The 20077-nt window shown below is 35.1% G+C and carries 10 protein-coding genes; 3 read left to right on the forward strand and 7 right to left on the reverse strand.

Annotated features, from left to right (window positions below; genetic code table 11):
* Nucleotides 1-230 precede the first annotated feature (230 nt).
* From NLG42_RS17855 to NLG42_RS17880, 6 genes are all read right to left on the reverse strand, one after another.
* The gene (locus NLG42_RS17855; protein ID WP_257681767.1) at nt 231-2621 is read right to left on the reverse strand and encodes a GH92 family glycosyl hydrolase; all 2391 of its coding nucleotides are present in this window, start codon (nt 2619-2621) and stop codon (nt 231-233) included.
* Nucleotides 2622-2987: 366 nt separating this feature from the next.
* Complete coding sequence (locus NLG42_RS17860; protein WP_257681768.1) at nt 2988-6332, reverse strand: glycoside hydrolase family 38 N-terminal domain-containing protein; 3345 nt, start codon at nt 6330-6332, stop codon at nt 2988-2990.
* A gap of 13 nt (nt 6333-6345) precedes the next feature.
* Nucleotides 6346-7860 (reverse strand): sulfatase family protein, encoded by a 1515-nt coding sequence (locus tag NLG42_RS17865; protein WP_257681769.1) that lies wholly within the window; start codon nt 7858-7860, stop codon nt 6346-6348.
* Between the two features lie 236 nt (nt 7861-8096).
* The gene (locus NLG42_RS17870) at nt 8097-9515 is read right to left on the reverse strand and encodes a sugar porter family MFS transporter (RefSeq protein WP_089056353.1); all 1419 of its coding nucleotides are present in this window, start codon (nt 9513-9515) and stop codon (nt 8097-8099) included.
* A gap of 357 nt (nt 9516-9872) precedes the next feature.
* On the reverse strand, nt 9873-12539 hold the full coding sequence (locus NLG42_RS17875) for an ROK family protein (RefSeq protein ID WP_257681770.1): 2667 nt from the start codon (nt 12537-12539) through the stop codon (nt 9873-9875).
* Between the two features lie 6 nt (nt 12540-12545).
* The gene (locus tag NLG42_RS17880) at nt 12546-13286 is read right to left on the reverse strand and encodes a GntR family transcriptional regulator (RefSeq protein ID WP_089056483.1); all 741 of its coding nucleotides are present in this window, start codon (nt 13284-13286) and stop codon (nt 12546-12548) included.
* A gap of 435 nt (nt 13287-13721) precedes the next feature.
* Here NLG42_RS17880 and NLG42_RS17885 point away from each other — a divergent pair, with 435 nt between their 5' ends.
* From NLG42_RS17885 to NLG42_RS17895, 3 genes are all read left to right on the forward strand, one after another.
* Nucleotides 13722-15395, forward strand: coding sequence for a GLPGLI family protein (locus NLG42_RS17885; protein WP_257681771.1), 1674 nt, complete (start codon nt 13722-13724; stop codon nt 15393-15395).
* A 326-nt stretch (nt 15396-15721) separates the two neighbouring features.
* Nucleotides 15722-17053: an alpha-L-fucosidase gene (locus tag NLG42_RS17890; protein ID WP_257681772.1), complete on the forward strand. Its 1332-nt coding sequence runs from the start codon at nt 15722-15724 to the stop codon at nt 17051-17053.
* A gap of 71 nt (nt 17054-17124) precedes the next feature.
* Nucleotides 17125-18093 (forward strand): M20/M25/M40 family metallo-hydrolase, encoded by a 969-nt coding sequence (locus NLG42_RS17895; RefSeq protein ID WP_257681773.1) that lies wholly within the window; start codon nt 17125-17127, stop codon nt 18091-18093.
* A gap of 389 nt (nt 18094-18482) precedes the next feature.
* Here the strand turns inward: NLG42_RS17895 and NLG42_RS17900 are convergent, their stop codons facing one another.
* Nucleotides 18483-20048 (reverse strand): SusD/RagB family nutrient-binding outer membrane lipoprotein, encoded by a 1566-nt coding sequence (locus NLG42_RS17900; RefSeq protein WP_257681774.1) that lies wholly within the window; start codon nt 20046-20048, stop codon nt 18483-18485.
* Between the last annotated feature and the right edge of the window lie 29 nt (nt 20049-20077).

Genomic DNA, 20077 nt, shown 5'->3' on the forward strand with positions numbered 1-20077 from the left:
TAGTTCGTTGCGATTAGTTTTTTTAAACACATAGTCCCGACGCTTCAGGATAGATTTTAATTGTAAATAAAGTGTACAAAAAGAAATACATTTCTTTCACATAATTGCTTTGTGAATTGTCACCCTGAGCGATCCCGAAGCTTCGGGACTATCTGTTAGAAACATGTTTCTTTTTGTATCCCTACTTTACACAACCAAAAAAAGCTATGTTTCTATGTGTTTAAAAAAAATTATGATCCAAATTCACTTGTACTCATTGACGGCGGCGGTGTCTTAGTTCCCCATTTAGTATTTGGTTTTGCTCCCATTTCAAAAAATAAGGTTCCGCCGTCTGTTAGTTTTTTGCGATCAATCCAAGCATTTTCTATTTTCTCTCCGTTGAAAGATGCTGACTGGATATATTTGTTTTTCTTCGAATTATTTTTTGTTTCTATTATCAGTTCTTCGCCTTTATAAAATTTTGAATCGAGTTTAATGGTCACTTTATCAAATAATGGACTTCCAAACTGAAACGTGGGATTCATGGCTGCATGTCCCTGAACATCAAACAACCCCATTGAAGCCATTACAAACCAAGCTCCTAATTGTCCTTGATCTTCATCTTGTCCAAATCCGTAACCATGAAGTGGTTCAGCACCATAAAATTCTTCGCAAATGGCGCGTGACCATTTTTGTGTAAGCCAAGGTTTACCTGAATAATTAAATAGAAATGAATGATGCAGACATGGCTGATTTCCGTGATTGTAAAGCATTTCTAATCCTGAAAAACTATCAATTCCGTTTCCTCCGCCAAAAGTCGATTTTTGACTTTCGTTAAACGTAGTTTCCAAACGTTTGTTGAACAAATCTAAACCTAAAACCTTGATTAACCCTGCAGGATCTTGTGGTACATACCAAGTATATTGATAGGCATTTGCTTCTTGAAATCCTCTCCAAGCCTGCATTGGATTGAAGTTTTCAATGAATTTTCCGTTTTCATACTTTGGACGAATAAACTTGGTTTCAGGATCAAAAATATTCTTCCAGTTTCCTGCTTGTTTTGTTAGTTTTTTATAATCTTCGGTCTTACCTAAGGCTTTTGCAAATTGAGAAACTCCGTAAGAAGTGTACGCAAATTCCAATGTGTGAGAGGCACCAAAATTAAACACCCAGCCATTTGCAAGTGTAGTATCTTTTGCAGGAATATATCCGTCTTTTACAAAATAAGCCAAGTCGTATTTTCCTGAACCAAACGGACGTTTGCTGTAACCTGTTTCATTTTTATAGGCAATTTTATAAGCTTCTTCTACATCAAAATCTCGAATTCCGCTATTATAAGCTGCCGCAATCATCAAACCAAAACAATTTGTTTGTACGCCATTTGCGTGCGCTCCAGCTGCTGTTCCGTCGTGTAACCAACCTGTTTCTTTTGCGAAATCAATATTCGATTGAAGATATTCACTCAAATAATCTGGATATGCCAATGCCCAAAGCTGTCCTAAATTCCAGAATCCGCCCCAGATTCCGTCTGTGTTGTAATGATTGTATTTTGGTTTTCCGTTTCCGTCAAGCGGAATTTTACCAATTTTGCCATCATGTCTCGGATAACTTCCGTTAGCATCACTAGCTAATCCACGTCCTAGAAGAGCGTGATATAAACCTGTGTAAAATTTTACTTTATTAATACTGTCTTTCGTTTCTACTTTAATTGGACCTAACTTTTCATTCCATTTTTCGTGAGCCGTTTCTTTTACGGCATCAAAAGTTTGTTCTGTTGCTTCGGCTTTCAAATTCAATTTTGCATTTTCGATACTTGTGTACGAAAGTCCCACTTGCATCTCGACAACTTCTCCTTTTTTAGTAGCGAAATTGATATACATTCCGTTTCCAATTCCCTTAGTTTCCTTTTGACCGTCAAACGTTTTATCTTCTACAAATGAACCATAAGACTGCGGCGTTTTACTAAGCTGAATTACAAAATACATTTTTACACGCTTTTCAGGATCGCAGAATTTCAAATACTCGGGAAAAGTTTCTATTGTTCCTTCTAATGTATTTTTTCCTGAAAGTTTCATCGTGGCTTCGGTAACACCGCTGCTTTCACCTTGACGATGTCCAATATCAAAAATAATATGTGATGCCGCAGATTCTGGGAAAGTGTAGCGGTGAAAACCAACTCTTTCTGTCGCTGTCAACTCTGCTTTTATTCCATATTCTTTTAAGAAAACAGAATAATATCCCGGTTCTGCATATTCTTCTTCTTTATCAAATAATGATCGATATCCTGTTTCTGGTTTTTCTAAAGTTCCCGGCGTAGTCTGTAATTTTCCAGTTATTGGCATTGCCACCAAACCGCCAATTTGAAACTCGTGAAAATGTCCAAATCCTTCAATCGAATTATGTCTATCGTCATAACCGCAAGGTGCCCAGCTTCCGCCGCTTCCATACGCATTCGTATGCGGAGCCAATTTCGCCATTCCAAAAGGCAGAGAAGCCGGCGTATAAAAAAACCAACGTCCGTGCACGGAACCTATCTGCGGATCGACCCAAGCTGTTGCATTAAAATCATCCTTTTTCTCCGAACAAGAAAAAAGCGAAATGATCATTGCGAACAATAGTATTGTCTTTGAAATTGTTTTCATATATCTTAAATTTAATATCAAGGCATTTTTTTTTATTGCAACGGTTAATTTTTGACACGGATTAAGCGGATTCGTTGTCGCGAAGACGCTGGTTTAAACTGATTTTAACCTGTTGTGTGCAATTATTTCCAACACATAGAAACATAGTTTTTTATAACCATTTGTCAGGCTGAGCGATCCCGAGGCTTCGGGAGAAGCCATGTGCCAATTGGAAAGCCCTTCGACTTCGCTCAGGGTGACAATTCACAAAGCCAACTATGTGAAAGAAACGTGTTTCTTTTTATCTCCTTTTTTTAGACATAAAATCTATGTTTCTATGTGTTGGATTATTATTATTTTTTGCAATTAAACCCAGCGGGGTTGATTTTATATCTTCAGTATAAACTCTGAAACTCCGCTTCCTCTCATTTTAATTTCAACTGAATTTGCTTTTTCTTCACCAGTTGTTTTATCTATTATTGTTTTTGGCAGCAAAGATTTCCATACAAATTTGGTTTGCTGTTCTGATTGTTCTGGATTGAACAAACGCATCAATATTGTACCATCTTGATTTGGTGTTAAACTGGTTACCACGATTCTAGAATTAGTCAATTCGAATAAATTTGCAGGCAGTTTTACATCTTCATTTACAGTCATGGCAATCAATGGCTGTGTAAACTCTGACGCTTCTTTTTCCATTAGTGTTCTATCTGTCGTTTCATGAGGTCGAAGTGCGTATTTAAAATTTACAATGCCGCTCTGATCAGCTTTATAATTGGTGTGCCAATAATTATTCATTACATATGAAAACCATGTAGAAGTTGGTTTCTCCGTTTTTTTCCATTCTTTATAATTAGGCACAACCTCTTTTCGTTCGTCAACCATACTATTTGGTTCGACCAAAGGAGATTCTAAAAGCATCCATTGCACTCCTTTATCTCCTGAAGAAACATCCAGCCATCTTCTTCCATAAAGAAAATCCATATTTGATCCTGCCAATTGATCTTTCAAAAACTCAATTGTTCCGTAACCTGCATCAAGCGTAGTTTTTGTTAATTGCGTATTGAATGGATATCCAAAATGAACGCCTTCTTTGGTACGAATGGCTTTCTTGTCTAAAATATTATGAATCAACACTTGATTACTTCCACTGTAAAGCGAAATAATTCGTTCCAATTTATTAGCCCCTGGTGCATCAGAAGTAATCGAAACTGATGTTACTACAGGTCCGTTTTCCAAAGTTTTTACTTGAACATTTGTATTTGTTTGAACTTCTTCTGGATTTAAACCGGGAACGTACCAGTAACTATTTAAACCTTGTTTATTGAAATCTCCCGCATAGTTATAATCTGAAATCGTTTTTAAATTTGTAATACTTCCGTTGGTTTTATCCCAGCCAAACTCAATTTTTCCGTTAGACAAAGAATGATCTCCTAAAATAAATTGATTGACAAAGTCCGATTTTGCTTTATCTGTAATTTCATAAAATGCAGTTCCTAAAGCTGGAACATCACTAGCAATAAAGGCATATTTTCCGTTGCTTAATTGCTGTAATGGTGTAATTTTTCCGTTTGCATCTTTTACAGATTTTCCTTTTACAGTTGTTTCAATAAGCACTAATCCTGTTCTTTTCCAAGATGATGTATTGAAAACTGCAATTCTCTTGGATTTTGAATTGCTTATGGTTTCAAACAAGTTTTTCTCTAATGCATTGATCTCTGCATCTGCGTCAAGCATAAATTGTTTTTTTATACGCCATTGTTCGGTTACAAAGTGAGAATCTGGGTCAGATATACTATTGTGTGCTCCCCAAGTATGTTCGTGAAACATTATAATATTTCTCCAAGCTTCATAAAAACTCTGTTGATCGTACTTTTTAGGCTGCAACATGGTATAAAGCGTCGTTAACTGTTGCAAACGTAAACTGTTGATTCTGTTTTTTCCTTCTTCCTCAGCTGTCGAAAGTGCTCCATCTTCCCAATAAGGCGTCAAATCACCTTTTACAGTTGGTATTTTATCGCCGTATTTTTTCTCAAATGCTTCAAACATTTTATCGGCAGTGTTGAGAATTAGTTTTGGAGAAGCATATTTTTCATTCCATTTCTTTACAAAATCAGAAGCATTAGGTTCGATTGGAGCATTGTCTGCAATAATATTAAAACGCCATTGCACCATATCGTATGGATAATTATTGGCGGTTAATTCATTCAAGTAATCTGCAATTTTCTTGGCTCCTCTTTCATAAATATCGCCCGGCTGCATACCGTGCCATGACGAATATCCTTTGGCTCCAGCCCAAAACAATACTTTATCTTGTCCAGATGGCGACGTCCACCAAACAGGTTTGTCTCCCCAGTTTTTAAGAAAATGACCCGCTCTGTCTCCTCTATACGGATGATCTAATCCCATAAAATTAGAACCTATAGAGAAATATTTTACGCCTCCTTTTGAAAGTGCCGTTACGGTTGACCAAGCAAATCCAGGTACATCAGAAATCATTGCGCTGTTTATCGTAAAACCAAAGTCTTTACGAAGTTTAGCGGCATAATCTGTGTAATGAAACATTTCTTCGGCCTGACTCATTCCGGTAAGCATATTTACATATAATGCCGAAAGCAGAATGTCGCCATTTTTTACAGCCGCTGTAAATTTCTCTTTTTGAAGCGGTGTCGCAATTTTCAAATAATTTTCGACTGCCCAAATTGATTCAATATTCCATTTAAATTTTGCTTCTTCTGGATATGATTTTGTTTTTTCGATCATTTCGAGTGCATCATCAATATTTTTATTGTGCACTTTTACAATCTCAGGCTGTAAATGCGAATAACCAATATCAGTATGTGAATGATGCAGTAAGTGAAATTCTCTGTAAACAATAGGTTTAACAACAAAAAAATCGTCGATAAAAGTTTTGCCTGCAAGCTTTACCTGAACTTTTATATTTTCGTCTTTTGTAACTGCCGCAATCGGAATATCAAAATTGTTCATTCCGTCTTTTGCCGTATAGGTATAGTTTTCTTTTGCGTTGATTTTTACATTTACAGTTTCGTCTTTACCAAAATGCAAGACACTTAAAGCAAGCGTTTGTGTGCCATTTTTTAGAAGAAAAGGCATTGGAGTAACTTTTACATTTTCTTCAAATGCAAATTTGAAAGTCATAAACCAATCGTTGCTGTTTTGCTTGTGACCAACAATTTTTATTCGAGCAGATTGTCCAGGTTTTACTTTATTGACAGGAAGACGCAAGAATGCATATCCTTGAGAATCGCTTGCACCATCTAATTTTATTTGTTGAAATGCTAATGCCGATCCATCATCTGCTTTAAAAATCCAGTTTGTCTTTTGATTTTTAGGTAACGTTGTAAAAGTCAGAATCTTTTTTCCGTCCACGTACAAATCAAAATTTCTGTCTCCGCTGCTTGATCCTGACGAATGTCCTGCCACCCAGCTGAAATATACGTAATCGTCTTTTATAACTTTTGGAGCGGGAGCTGTTTCCCATTCTATTGTTTTATTTCCATCTGTCGTTCTCGTTAAAAGTGCAACAGTTGCATAATCTTGAAAAGCCGAATTATACGTAATATTCTCTCCTGTAATTTCTTTTGCAAAACCATTAACCCAATTAATTTTTCCAAAAAAAGGAACTTCTTTTTGAGCAAAAAGAGATTGCGCTGCGAAAATCAGTGAAAGGTAAAGGAATAATTTACTGCTATTTTGTTTTCTAAAATTCATATGTTTTAATCAATTATGGTCTTGTTATTTCCAATTCTTTACTGGATTTTAGTAACGCCGAAAGATTTGCCGCCACATCAGGATATTGAGATGCAAGATTGTTATTCTCTCCTTTATCTTTACTCAAATCATACAACTGAGGCAGTGGATCATTGCCTAATTCAATATTTACATCATGATCAACACGAGGTCCTTTTGAAGGTTCGATATACTTCCACTTTCCTTGAATGATCGATAACGGCCCTCCTTGTTCAATTAAATAAGATCGATCTTTTTTAGATTTCCCTGTTAGTTGTGTCAACATATCAAAACTATCTGGAGCATCATCGTTTTGCAATGGTTGTCCTGTGAGTTTTGCTAACGAAGAAAATAGATCTACATGACTTAACAATACAGATGTCTTTTTATCAGCCTGTACATTTTCGGGCCATTTTACGATAAACGGAACTGTAGTTCCTGCTTCAAACGCACTGTATTTTCCTCCGCGTAATGGTCCTGCTGGTTTATGACTTCCTAACATTTCAACCGCTTTATCCATATAACCGTCATTTACTACAGGCCCATTATCACTGCTGAAAATTATCAGTGTATTTTGGGTAAGTTTCAAACTTTCTAATGCCTTCACTATTTCACCTACTGTCCAATCCAGTTGTAATATGGTATCACCTCTAAGTCCCATTCCGCTTTTACCGCGAAACATACTATGAGGATAACGAGGTACATGTATATCGCCGGTTGCGAAATACAGGAAAAAAGGATTTGAAACATTTTTTGATATAAAACTGATTGCCTTTTTTGTAATATCACCAGCAATATCAGCATCTTTCCAGTATGCACTATGACCGCCGCTCATATATCCAATCCGGCTGATGCTGTCTACGATTGTTTCATTATGTCCTTGATTTGGATAAGGTTTCATTCGCAATTGTTCTGGGTTTTCTTTACCTGTTGGATCATTGCCAACTTTTTCTTTATAGCTAACCCTTATTGGATCTTTTGGATCAAGATTTACTACTCTTCCGTTTTCTACGTAAACACACGGAACTCTATCTAAAGTAGCAGGCATAATAAACGAGTAATCAAAACCAACTTCTTTTGGTCCGGGTTTAATTTCTTTATTCCAATCAATTCCGTTCTTTCCCAATCCCAAATGCCATTTACCAATTACAGCCGTAGTATAACCCGCCTTTTGAAGCATTGAAGGAAGAGTCGCTTTATTCGTGGGAATAATTAATGAAGCGTCTCCTGGAGCTATTCCAGTTCCTTTTTGTTTCCACGGATATTTGCCTGTAAGTAATCCAAATCTAGAAGGTGTACAAGTTGCGGAAGTCGAATGTGCATTAGAAAATTGCAATCCTTGTTTTGCCAGTTTATCAATATTTGGAGTGCTGATTTTCGACATGCCGTAGCAGCTTAAATCACCATAACCCAAATCGTCCGCATAAATTATAATTATGTTGGGCTTTTGCTGCGCCCAAGTTGTAAGGTTAAAAATTAAAAAGATAAATAGTAGTACGTTCTTTTTCATAATATTTAAAGTATAAAATGAGACTGCAAATAGTAAATTATTGATTTAACCCGTTGCGTGTAATTCTTCTAAACACATAGAAACATTTGAATTGCCTCCAGTTTTAACTGGAGGGTAAAATTGATTCCAGATTATGGCTTTAGCCTAACTTATACCTTTTGGCTAAAGCCAGCAATCTAAATCTTATTGTTTACATCCAGCTAAAGCTGGACGCTACACATTTTTCTAAATACAATTTATGCTTTCTCAATTTCTTTGAGCCCTTCTGCTTTTACATCTAAATTCCAAGATTTCTCAATTTCTTCTAGGCTTTTTCCTTTGGTTTCAAATAGTTTCTTTTTTGCATAAGCGAAAGAAAGAATACAGAAGAATGAGAAGATAAAAAATGTTGCTGCGATACCCAATCCGTCTCTCATTATAGGAAACAACAGATTTACAATCCAGTCAGAAACCCACATCGTCATAATACATATTGACAAGGCTGTTCCTCTAATATGTGTTGGAAAAATTTCGGTTGAGATTACAAATTTTAACGGTCCAAGAGAGAAGGCAAAAAACAAAAGAAATAAGATGATACAAAACAGCATAAACCATCCTGTAATATTCATCATAAAGCAAAAACCTGTTAAAGCCAATGCAAAGGCAGCACACAATGAACCAACAATATACAACGGTCTTCGTCCCCAGCTGTCGACTTTAAAAATGGCTACAAATGTAAAAAGTACATTCGCCGACCCTAATATTACTTGGTAAAACAACGCATCGCTGGTTACAATTCCAGCTGATTTTAAAATTGTAGGCCCGTAAAAAATTACTCCGTTAATACCGCTAAATTGTGATAACGCCGTAAGCACCATCGCCAAAACCAATAATTTACGCAAAGGCAGCCGCAGTAATTCTTTGTAACCTCCAGATTTTTGACTGGCCATTTCTTTAATAGAATGCAGTTCTAATTGAGCTTTTTCGTTTCCATTTATTTTATTTAGTATTTTAAAAGCCTCTTCATCGAGTCCGAATTGTACCAACCAGCGCGGGCTTTCTGGAACTATAAGTAATAACAAACAAAATGCTCCGGCAGGAATTACACCAACAATAAACATTCCGCGCCAAACATTTTCAACAAACAACCAATGAAGTAAACCATGACCTTCTGCGGAATGTGAGACTGCATACTTTTGAAGGAAAAAATTACTGATATATGCTGCTAAAACTCCAACGGTTATGGCTAGTTGATAAAATACAACCAATTGTCCGCGTTTATGAGAAGGAGCTACTTCTGAGATATAAAGCGGTGAAACATTCGAGGCTACTCCTACGCCCATTCCGGCAAGAACACGAAATAAAATTAATATTGGATATTCTTCTGAAAATGCAAAGCCTACTGCACTGATTAAAAACAATATGGCTGAAACGAACAATACTTTTTTTCTTCCAATTTTGTCACTTAAATAACCTGAAAAAGCCACGCCGACAATACAACCTAATAAAGCACAGGAAACAAATAATCCTTCTTGTGCTGATGATAAGTTGTACTGCATTTTTAATGGTTCGATAATTCCGCTGACAACAGCCATATCAAAACCGAATAAAAAACCTCCTAATGCTGCGATCAGCGTTATGAGCGATATGAAATAATTGGTTCCTTTGGTTTTCATAATAGTTTTGGTTCTTTGATAGTAGTTATAGTTGATGTTGAGTTCTTAATTCAATAAATATTTTTTTAATACAGAAACATAGCTTTTAGATATCCATTTCTCAAGCGAAGTCGTTGTCAGGCTGAGCGAAGTCGAAGCCCACGTGCTAATCGCAACGCCCTTCGACTTCGCTCAGGGTGACAATTCACAAAGCCAATTATGTAAAAAAAATATATTTGTTTTTGTCACCTTCTTGTACATACAAAATCTATGTCTCTATATGTTTAATTTAATTATGTTCAATGTTTTAATCTTATTTCTGTGGTTTTACTTGAAAAGGGCTAAATGGTGGTTCATTTAATATATTGCCCAATTGTGTTAACACCAGTTATCTTTTACATACGAAACCACTACAAAAGCTTTTTTACTGCTTATATGATTGATTTTGTATTTTGGAACATTTGCCGGAATGACAAAAGTTTCGGCATATTTGAATTTTTGGCTGTTTTGTCCTGCGCTTACTTCAGCAATATCACCTTCTACAAGCATACAAATATGACACTGTCCTAAAGTTTCGATTTCTATTTCTCCTGTAAATTCGTAGCGGTCAACGGCATAAAAATGCTCTTCGTGAGTAGGCAGACTTACTTTTCTGCCATTCGGAAATTCTTTATTTACAGTTGGTTTCGAAATAAACTCTCTTTCAACTCTTTCTCCTTTTCTATCAAAATAAACGTTTTTGAATCCATGTTCTACATTGATCGGACGAGGTTTTCCGTCTAAACCGGGACGAACCCAATCGTACATTTTAAAGGTGAAAATATAAGGTGTACTGCTTATTTCTAATACCATATTATTCTTGCCCGAAGCATGAATAGTTCCGTTCGGAATTAAATATAAATCGTGTTTTTGTGCTTTGAATTTTTGCACGTATTTTACAATATCAATTTCTTCTGCTTTTTCTTGAGATTCTATTAATGCTTGTTTAAATTCGTCTGGATTAATATCTTCTTGAAAACCCAAATACACTTCGGCATCATCTTCACAATCCAAAATATAATAAGTTTCGTCCTGTGTAAATTCTTCTCCAAAATTTTCTTTAATGTATTCTGGACGCGGATGACATTGTACAGAAAGATTTCCTCCATCGAAAGTGTCTAGATAATCGAAACGAATGGGGAAATAATTCCCAAAACGGTCAGCGGCTTTTCCTAACACTTTTTTATTGTCCTGAAACAGTAAAAAATCAAAAGAAACTTCTAACAAATGGTTGTTTCCCTCAAACACAATTCCGTTCTCTGGACTAATTAATTCAAAAGACCACGCATAATTTACTTCGTCCTGATTTAGATCAGTAATGTTCTTTTTCATCCAATCGCCGCCCCAAACTCCTGCTTCGAACCACGGACGCGCACGAAGCGGACTTTCGAGCATTAGATTCAATGCGTTTCTAAAATCGCTTCCTTTCATCCAAGTGATTTCATCAATACGTTGTTCGTCAATAATAATGTCGATTTTTGGAAGTAAATGTTCTTTGTGAATATTCAAAACAGGCCATTCTATAAAATACATTCTTTTATAAATCTGAGAATAAACTAAAGTGTCGTTACTGCCAATATTTTTTGCAGAGCCGGCTCTCATTCTATACTGAATTTCATTTTTTGGAACGTCAACATAAATCAGCTGTCCTTCCCAATTTGACAATGAAGCTCCAGTTCCGTAAACTATACATATATCAGCACTTGTGTCTGGCTTTAGTTTATTTAATTTTTCGGCTTCGAAGAAATCAGAAAGTTCTCCCAAATATTTTTTTCCAAAAACAGGATCATTTCCATTAAGGTTTGGCTCAATCATTTTATTAATTTCTTCGCTTGATTTTAAGCAGGAATCAATATCGTACCAAAGCACATTTTTCTGTTTTTCGATCAAAGCCGAATTTAAATGATGTCTGAAATTTTCCCAAAGAACGCCGCCAAATCCATCAATAATAACAATCTTTTGTCCTGCTATTTGATTCGCCAAACTCTCAAATCCAACAAAAACTTCAGATTTGGAAGGGAAAGAAGGAAAAACATTGTATTCTCCATTTTCTTTTATAACAGCTTGTACAGGCAATAAAGGTTGTGTGGTTTTTCTTTTAGATTGAATAGATTTTTCCATTTGTATTTTATTTTTCTTATCTGCAATAATTGTCGCTCCTCTAAGAATACTCAGTTCGGCATTATCACAGAAAATAATATTTACTTTTATTTTTAATTCTTTAAAGGCTTCTTCTAAGGCGGGCATAAATAATGCTTTTGCTTTAGAAATATTACCGCCGATTACCAGTTCTTCGCATCGAAATTTTTCAAACCAAGGAAAAAGAAATGTTCCCATATTTCGACCGAAATTGGCAAAAACTGTTTTTGAAATTTCAGTATTTAAATTTGCAATTGCTTTTACCGATTTTATATTTTCACCCGAAAGTCTTTTGTATTCTGCCAAAAGCCAGCGGACTGAGAAATAATCATCGGCTTTTTGTTCTAAAAAAGGCTGATTATAAAAAGCGCCGCCTTCTGGAATGTCAGCATGTTTTTTAATTAGCTCGCCATCTAACATTATGGCGGAACCAAATCCAGTTCCTAAAGTCACAAAAACAGTTCTTGCACTGCTTAAGTTGTGACGGAAATAAGCACCTTCGGCAAAACAATCTGCATCGTTTGCAAAAACAAAAGGAACATTTTTTAAACCTGTACTATTTTTTAGTGCCTGCTGAATATGGATTCCAAAAGTGGTTTCGAACTTTCCGCCAACTCCCAAAACTTCGCTCACCCCTTTTTCATAATTAAAAGGTCCGGGAAAAGCAATTCCAATCGTATCAATATTATTGGATTCAATCAAAGCTTCTTGGATAGAATTGCTAAGCACAGAAATAATAATGGATGCTTTTTCTTTTGAATTGATTTCCTTTCTAATTAAAGTCTGCGTTTGTTCATTGACAATACTCTTATCGATAACGCTTACTGTAACATGACTCCCGCCTACATCAATTCCTATCTGCTTCATTCTGTCTTAAATCGTACGTTTGATTTCTATTGTATAGGTAAACCAGTCGTTTCGGTAGTAACAAATGTTGTACTCAATTGGTTTTCTGGCAGTGTCAAGAACAGCTCTTTTTCTTTCTAAAACAGGCTGATTTTTCTCAATTTTTAATAGACTTGCAATACGTTTACTTGCCGCAATAGCTTTTAATTCTTCTTGCGAATACACAGGAACCACATTGTACTTATTGCCTAATATCTCGTATAATGGCGTTTCAAAATTCTCATCAACAGAAAGTCCAATTCTTGGATGAAAATAAGATTCGAAATAAACCATCGGACTATCATCAATACTTCTTGTACGCTGCAAAAGCAAGACTTCATCACCTTCATTAATTTGCAGATATTTAGCAACTTTGGCAGTAGCTTTAACCATCTCTACATTCAAAGAAAGATTCTTAAACTCTAATCCCATATCTTCCATCTCGTGAGTAAAACTCATCCAGTTGTTTAGATTGGTGGTGATTCGATTTTGAGAAACTCGCGTTCCTGAGCCTTTTTTTCGCACTAACAGCTTTTCATTTACCAAAATTGCAATTGCCTGACGAAGCGTATTACGAGAAATCCCCCAGCGTTTAGCCAAATCCACTTCTTTTGGAAATAACTCTCCATCTTTAAAATCGGGATGTTTGATCAATTCCCGAAGCAGTTCTTCCACTTGTTTGTGCAACGGAATTTTGCTGTCGTGATCTAATAACGGTATTTTGTTCATATGTTCATACATATGACAAATGTAATAGTTTTTTATTACGAACAAAATTATTTTCTAAAAAATGTAATTAATTGATTACTAAACATTTTTAGTAAAAAGTCTTTTCTCCTAAAACGATATAGCAAATTCACTGATTATCAAGTAATGAATCTAAATTTGAACATTTTTTTACTAAAAAAAGTTAGTATGTTCCTATTAGAACCTAAAAATTTCTATCTTAGCTTCTTGCAAAAAAAGATATAAGTTCAGTTATACTTCTCTATTTTCCACTTTCACAACACACAATGAAACTACACTTTTAGTCCTGTTTTCATTATCTATTTGTGATTTTCATTAAATCGATTTAGTAAACTGTCCTTTATTTCATTTTCAAACTAACCATTTCAGTTCGTCAGGATTAAACTAGAAGCACAAATAAACCAAACAAACCATAACATGAAAAAAACATTATTTGCTCTCTTTATCTTTTGTACAACCACTATGTCTTTTGCTCAAAAAACAGCCAAAGCAATTAAAGTTACTTACCAAAGAAGCTATAACGGAAAAATCAGCGAAAACCAAGATGCTTTACTTTTGTTTGCTTCTAAAGACTTAAGTTTAGTAACCTCTGATAAGATTACACAGCAAAAAGCAGATTTACCTTTTGAGCAGACTTTTGTAGATTTCAATTCTAAAACTATTTTGCAATGGGCGCAGCTTAAAGCAAATAAATCAATTCTTGGTCAAGACAGTGAAGCGTTGGGAAAACAAAAATTTGAGTTTAGCAATGAAACTAAAAAAATCCTGAATTATACGTGCAAAAAAGCTACAACATCTGTAAACTCAAATAAAATAGAAATTTGGTATACGAATGAATTAGGTTTAAAAGGCGGACCAAGTGTTCTTGGACAGGATTTAGGTTTGGTTCTAGAAACTAATCGTAACGGTAATTCTATTGTTACAGCTTCAAAAATCGAGATTTTAAAAACTGTTCCTCCTATTTTAAAAATACCAGCTGTACAAACTGTTGATCAGCTGACATATAAAGACTTATTATGGAAAAGCCGCTTTACTAACATTTCAGTTTTCGAAAAAGAGCAAATAAACTTTTCGTCTGATTCAAAATCAAATGACAGCATTCTCCGATTTGCAAGCGGTACTATTATTGTTCGAAAAGTAAAATTTCCAGAAATAAAAAACGGAAGCGCCATTTTTGTTGATGTAACACAGCAATCTAATGGTGATGCTTACGACAGAACCGGCTCTGTTTTTATGATTCCAATGGATAAAAAAAGTTCTTTTCTTGACGGATTAAAGAATGGCGCTAAAACGCTGCCAGTTTATGAAAACGGAAATGGTAAAAAATACCAAGGTGTTGCAGCTACAGATGAATATGCGCCATTGCTAGAATTGATGCGCTTTTTTACGCCTTTTGGTGTAAAACATTTCAACTATTTGCAGCTTAAAAATAAGGTTTGGCAAGACAGTGTTTTCTATCGTCAAGACATTTCATTATTACAGCCAAAATTGAGCAATCAGGAGGTTTACATTGGAATGTTTATTGGTAATTATGATGCAGGCGGACACAAAGCGAGTTTGAATATTTCGATTCATGAGGGAGAAGATAATAATGAAAAAGGCGATTTTATCCTGCCTTTATTCAATACACTTAATGTGATGGAAATGGCTGGACAAGATTATGCTACTATGTTTGATACTGAAAAAGGTCTCGAAATGTCATTTGAAGTTCCGCAAGGATATAAAAACTTTAAATTAAGTTACACCACAACTGGTCATGGCGGTTGGGAAAACGGTGATGAGTTTTTACAGAAAAAGAACTCTATTTTTATTGATGGAAAAGAAGTGTTTGCATTCACACCTTGGCGTACCGATTGTGGCTCGTACCGATTGAGTAATCCTGCTTCGGGTAATTTTGGCAATGGTTTATCATCATCAGATTTAAGCCGTTCTAACTGGTGTCCAGGAACAACAACGAATCCAAATTTAATTGATTTAGGAAATCTTACACCTGGAAAACACACTATTCGTGTTTCTATTCCGATGGGAAAACCAGAAGGAACGAGCAGCAGCGCATGGAATGTTTCGGGATTTTTGATTGGAGAGAGGTAATTGATAGTTAAACTTAGATAATATCGACTTACTGATTAAAGGGAAGTCTTTCTATATTTAAACTTAAATAAATTAAAATTAACTCGTTGGATGTAACTCCTAAAAAATTAAACACATAGAAACATAGATTTTATATCTACAAGAGGTGACAAAAAAGAAATACATTTCTTTCACATAGAACAACTATGTGCATTTTAAATAAGTGAAACGCCTTTTTTAAGTACTCCAAAACTATGTTTCTATGTGTTAAAACAATTACGCCAAACGAGTTAATTCTATTTTTTACTATTAAAACTTTACTATCAAACCACCTAACTTCAAAAAACATGAAAAAAATCACACTTTGCCTGCTGTTTTTCTCGATGAGCTTAACGGCAATAATGGCTCAAACCTACACTCCTACTGAAGGAAATCTAAAAAACAGGAAAGAATTTCAGGACGATAAATTTGGTATGTTTATTCACTTTGGTCCATACAGCGTTTTGGGCAACGGCGAATGGATAATGAACAATCAAAATATCAAAGTAACTGAATACGGAAGGTTGATTAATGTTTTTAATCCACAGGATTTTGATGCCAAAAAATGGGTAGGTATTGCGAAAAGTGCAGGAATGAAATACATTACTTTTACTACGCGTCACCACGATGGTTTTAGCAATTTTGACACTAAATTATCGGATTGGAAAATTACAAATACGCATTTTAAAAGAGATTTACTAAAAGAACTGGCAGATGAGTGCCATAAGGAAGGAATCAAATTATTTTGCTATTATTCGCTTTTAGACTGGACTAGATCTGATTATCAATACGAAACAGGAAAAACAGGAAAAGGAACAGGCAGAACTCAAAAAAGTGATTGGGAAAGCTATATTCGCTTTATGAAAGGTCAATTAACAGAATTGCTGACCAATTATGGAGAAATTGGCGGTATTTGGTTTGATGGTCATTGGGATCAATTGGATAATGATACTGACAAAACATTACAATCGAAAGTAAACTGGCATTACGACGATATTTATAAACTGATTCATACTTTGCAGCCTAATTGTTTAATTTCAAACAATCATCATCTTACGCCTATTCAGGGGGAAGATTTTCAAGCTTTTGAGAAAGATTTACCAGGTGGAAATTCGACAGGATTTGGCGGACAATCCGTTTCTCAATTGCCTTTGGAAACTTGCGAAACGATGAATAATTCTTGGGGATTTAATATCAATGACCGAAAATACAAATCGACTAAAGATTTAATTCATTACTTAATCAATGCAGCTAGTTTGAATGCTAATTTCCTTTTGAATGTTGGTCCAATGGCAGATGGAACTATTCAGCCTGAATTTGCAGAAACATTAAAAGAAATTGGAGTTTGGATGGGTAAAAACAGGAATACGATCTACGGAACGAGAGGCAACGTAATGAAGCCACAGGATTGGGGTGTATTTACTGCTAAAGATAAAACTTGGTTTGCACACATTATCAAAGCTCCTAATCAAGCTGATTATATTTTTATTCCAGAAATGAAGCAAAAAATTAAAAAGTGTTATTTGATGGACAGCAAAAAAGAACTGAAATTCAAACAGCAGCCTGAGGGAACATTTGTGTATTTAAATGGTGTCAAAATCGATGCAATTGATACTATAATCGAAATGCAGATACAATAATTCGATAAGCTCATAAGATCATTGAATTTTATGGGCTTATTTTCAATATCATAAAATTAATTATTACAAACATGTTTAAAAAAGTTATTCTCTTTTCTGCAGTTGCTTTTATTGCAGCTGAAAAAGGAACTGCACAATCTACATTTTCTGCTGAGAAATTTCTTAAGCACGATACTTATTTGGCTTCAGATAAACTGGAAGGTCGTCTTGCAGGAACAAAAGGCAACAACGAAGCTGCAGCTTACATTAAAAAGTATTTCAAAAAATTTGGATTAAAAAAATTCAATAACAGCTATTATCAGCCTTTTAAGATATTCATGAAACCTGATATTAATAAAATAAAATCAGACAGTGTATCCACACAAAATGTCATTGGATATCTTGAAGGTTCAGATGAAAATTTGAAGAACGAATATATCGTTATTGGTGCGCATTATGACCACTGGGGATGGGGCGGAAAAGGTTCTGGCAGCAAGAAAAAAGATACGCTGGCGATTCACAATGGAGCTGATGATAATGCTTCTGGTGTTTCGGCACTTTTGTCGATATTAGAAGAATTTCACCATAGTAAAACTGCTCCTAAAAGAAGTATTATTTTTATTTCTTTCAGCGCTGAAGAAGAAGGTTTATTGGGCTCAAAATACTTTGTAAATCACTTACCTGTAGCTAAAAATGCTGTTAAAGTAATGATCAACATGGATATGGTTGGAAGATTAAACGATAAAAAAGAACTCTATATGGGCGGTGCAGGAACTTTTCCTGATGGAGTTGAATTGATGAAAAAACTAGGTGAAGGCAGCGGACTAAATCCAGTTGTTTTTGCCGGTGATGTTGGCGGTTCTGATCATGTTACCTTTTACAAAAATGATATTTCGGCTATAGGTTTACATACAGGCGGGCATCCGCAATATCACACACCAGAAGACGATACTGCTTTAATCAACAGCGAAGGCGGCGCTTTAGTCTCAAAATACATTTATAATGCGCTGGTTTCGATTGCAAATTACGAACAGCCTTTAACTTTTATTAAGCAGAATTAAAACGCTTTAAATTCTATTTGACAGTCTATTTTTTTTAACCGCTAAGAACGCTAAGATTTACGCCAAGGTTCGCAAAGTTATAGTGAAACTTTGCGAACCTTGCGTTTTTTTTTCTTTGTGTACTTTGCGGCTAAACTTTTGACTAATCCTTAAACTTTTACAGTTGATTACCTGTTTATAGTATTATAAGAAGAAACTAAAGAAAATCCTTTTAAAATAAAAATCGGCAGACTACAGTTGAATTAACTGCTAGTCTGCCGTTTTCTTTTTGTATAATAACATCTTCTTTACAAAGATAAAAAGACTCATCTCTAAATTAAAAACCCCAGAATCAAGAAATATCCTGAATCTGGGGTTTACCAATTACTAACCAAACATTAAAAATGAAATTATTTTACGTCCCAGAAAATTTTGGTACTTAAATTATCTTTGTCTTTAACAGTATTGTAATTTGTTGTATTATAAACACGCTCAGAGTTTGGATATGTCCAACGAGTTGGAGGAGTCTTTCTGATTGTGCTTGTTTCATCTTCCATGAAACTAAGTGCTGGAAGTTTTAATCTTCTTTGTTCAGCCCAAGTTTCATCAGCCTGCATGATGTTGTAGTGAATGTACTTTTGGAAAGCAATTAACTTCAATTGATCTGCTGCTGTTGTTGCTCCTGCAAAGTTGATTTTTGCAATATAAGCATCAATTTCAGCTGTTGTAGGCTCTGTTGCTGGTTTCCAAGTTAAAACATCCGCTTTATCTCCCAATCTTACATAATACTCAATAGATTGTCTAATTGCTTTTTCGAAAGACGTTTTTGCAGCACCACTATTACCGCTTCTTGAATAATACTCCGCAAGAAGTAAGTTTACTTCAGCGGCATTAATCAATGTTCCAGGAAGCCACTTGTTTCTACTAATTACAGATCTATTATAAATAGCTATTTTAGTATCAGCAATTAACTGATCTTGAGCTCCTGATATCATCAATGGATCAAGTCCTACATAAGCAGTTGCGCTTGCTCCTTTTTCAAATAACCAAGCTTCACGTGGGTCGCTGTTAGTATTCATATGATCAATCATTGGTTTTGGAGCAAGATTGTTGTTACTAGACTCTAAAGCATCAAAGAAACCTGAAGTATCTAAATCTGTATCTTGAGTATAAACTCTAAATGCAATATTCTCTGAATTTTCATCAACAATTTTTGCCTCCGCTATGATTGCAGCTATTTCTGAATTTGCTCTAGCAGCAAAAGCCGGAACCGCAGAAACTCTGTTTAACAATTTCAATCGCAAAGAATTACAGTAGTTTTGCCACATTACCAAGCTTCCTTTGTTAATCAAGTCTTGGTTTTTGAATTCTACTACCACCTTAGGAGACAAAGTAATTGTGTTCAATTCAGTAGAAAAAGCTTTTAACTCATCTAACATTTTGATGTAAAGCTCCGTTTGATTGTCGTACTTAGCTGCTGCAGCATCATAATTACCACCAGTAGTACTAATTTTACCTGCTTCAGAGAAAGGAATATCTCCAAAATTATCAATCATTTTTGAGGTATGATCGTACAAGTAAATTGTAGAAGTAACCGTATAAATTCTATTTTCTGCCTGCTCTGCTGGAGTTAAAGAAGCCATTACTTTTTCCAACTCTCTGTACTGCGTAATGAATTTATAATATCTATCCCATCTGTTCGTTACTGCTGCTCCAGGAACAAAACGTCCTGCTGCATTAACAATACCGTGAGCTTGAGTATAATTCAAAGAAGTTGTTCTAATCACCGTAAAGTAATTCCAATACGATGGGATAACATCCTCAAAGTTAATTTTCATAAACCCCGCAAACTGCTTAGGTACATTTGTTGCCGTTACAGTAGATGGATCTTTATACGCATTTTCAAAATCACTGTCTGAACAAGAGCCCAAAAAGATCGCCGCTGTCGTTAATGATATATATAATAATTTTCTCATGTTGTCTGTTTTTTAATTATAATTTACGC

It is taken from the genome of Flavobacterium plurextorum, assembly GCF_024638035.1.
Classification (GTDB): Bacteria; Bacteroidota; Bacteroidia; order Flavobacteriales; family Flavobacteriaceae; genus Flavobacterium; species Flavobacterium plurextorum.

Coding starts and splice junctions, on each gene's coding strand:
- NLG42_RS17855 (WP_257681767.1), bottom strand. CDS start 2,621: ATGAAAACAATTTCAAAGACAATACTATTGTTCGCAATGATCATTTCG.
- NLG42_RS17860 (WP_257681768.1), bottom strand. CDS start 6,332: ATGAATTTTAGAAAACAAAATAGCAGTAAATTATTCCTTTACCTTTCA.
- NLG42_RS17865 (WP_257681769.1), bottom strand. CDS start 7,860: ATGAAAAAGAACGTACTACTATTTATCTTTTTAATTTTTAACCTTACA.
- NLG42_RS17870 (WP_089056353.1), bottom strand. CDS start 9,515: ATGAAAACCAAAGGAACCAATTATTTCATATCGCTCATAACGCTGATC.
- NLG42_RS17875 (WP_257681770.1), bottom strand. CDS start 12,539: ATGAAGCAGATAGGAATTGATGTAGGCGGGAGTCATGTTACAGTAAGC.
- NLG42_RS17880 (WP_089056483.1), bottom strand. CDS start 13,286: ATGAACAAAATACCGTTATTAGATCACGACAGCAAAATTCCGTTGCAC.
- NLG42_RS17885 (WP_257681771.1), top strand. CDS start 13,722: ATGAAAAAAACATTATTTGCTCTCTTTATCTTTTGTACAACCACTATG.
- NLG42_RS17890 (WP_257681772.1), top strand. CDS start 15,722: ATGAAAAAAATCACACTTTGCCTGCTGTTTTTCTCGATGAGCTTAACG.
- NLG42_RS17895 (WP_257681773.1), top strand. CDS start 17,125: ATGTTTAAAAAAGTTATTCTCTTTTCTGCAGTTGCTTTTATTGCAGCT.
- NLG42_RS17900 (WP_257681774.1), bottom strand. CDS start 20,048: ATGAGAAAATTATTATATATATCATTAACGACAGCGGCGATCTTTTTG.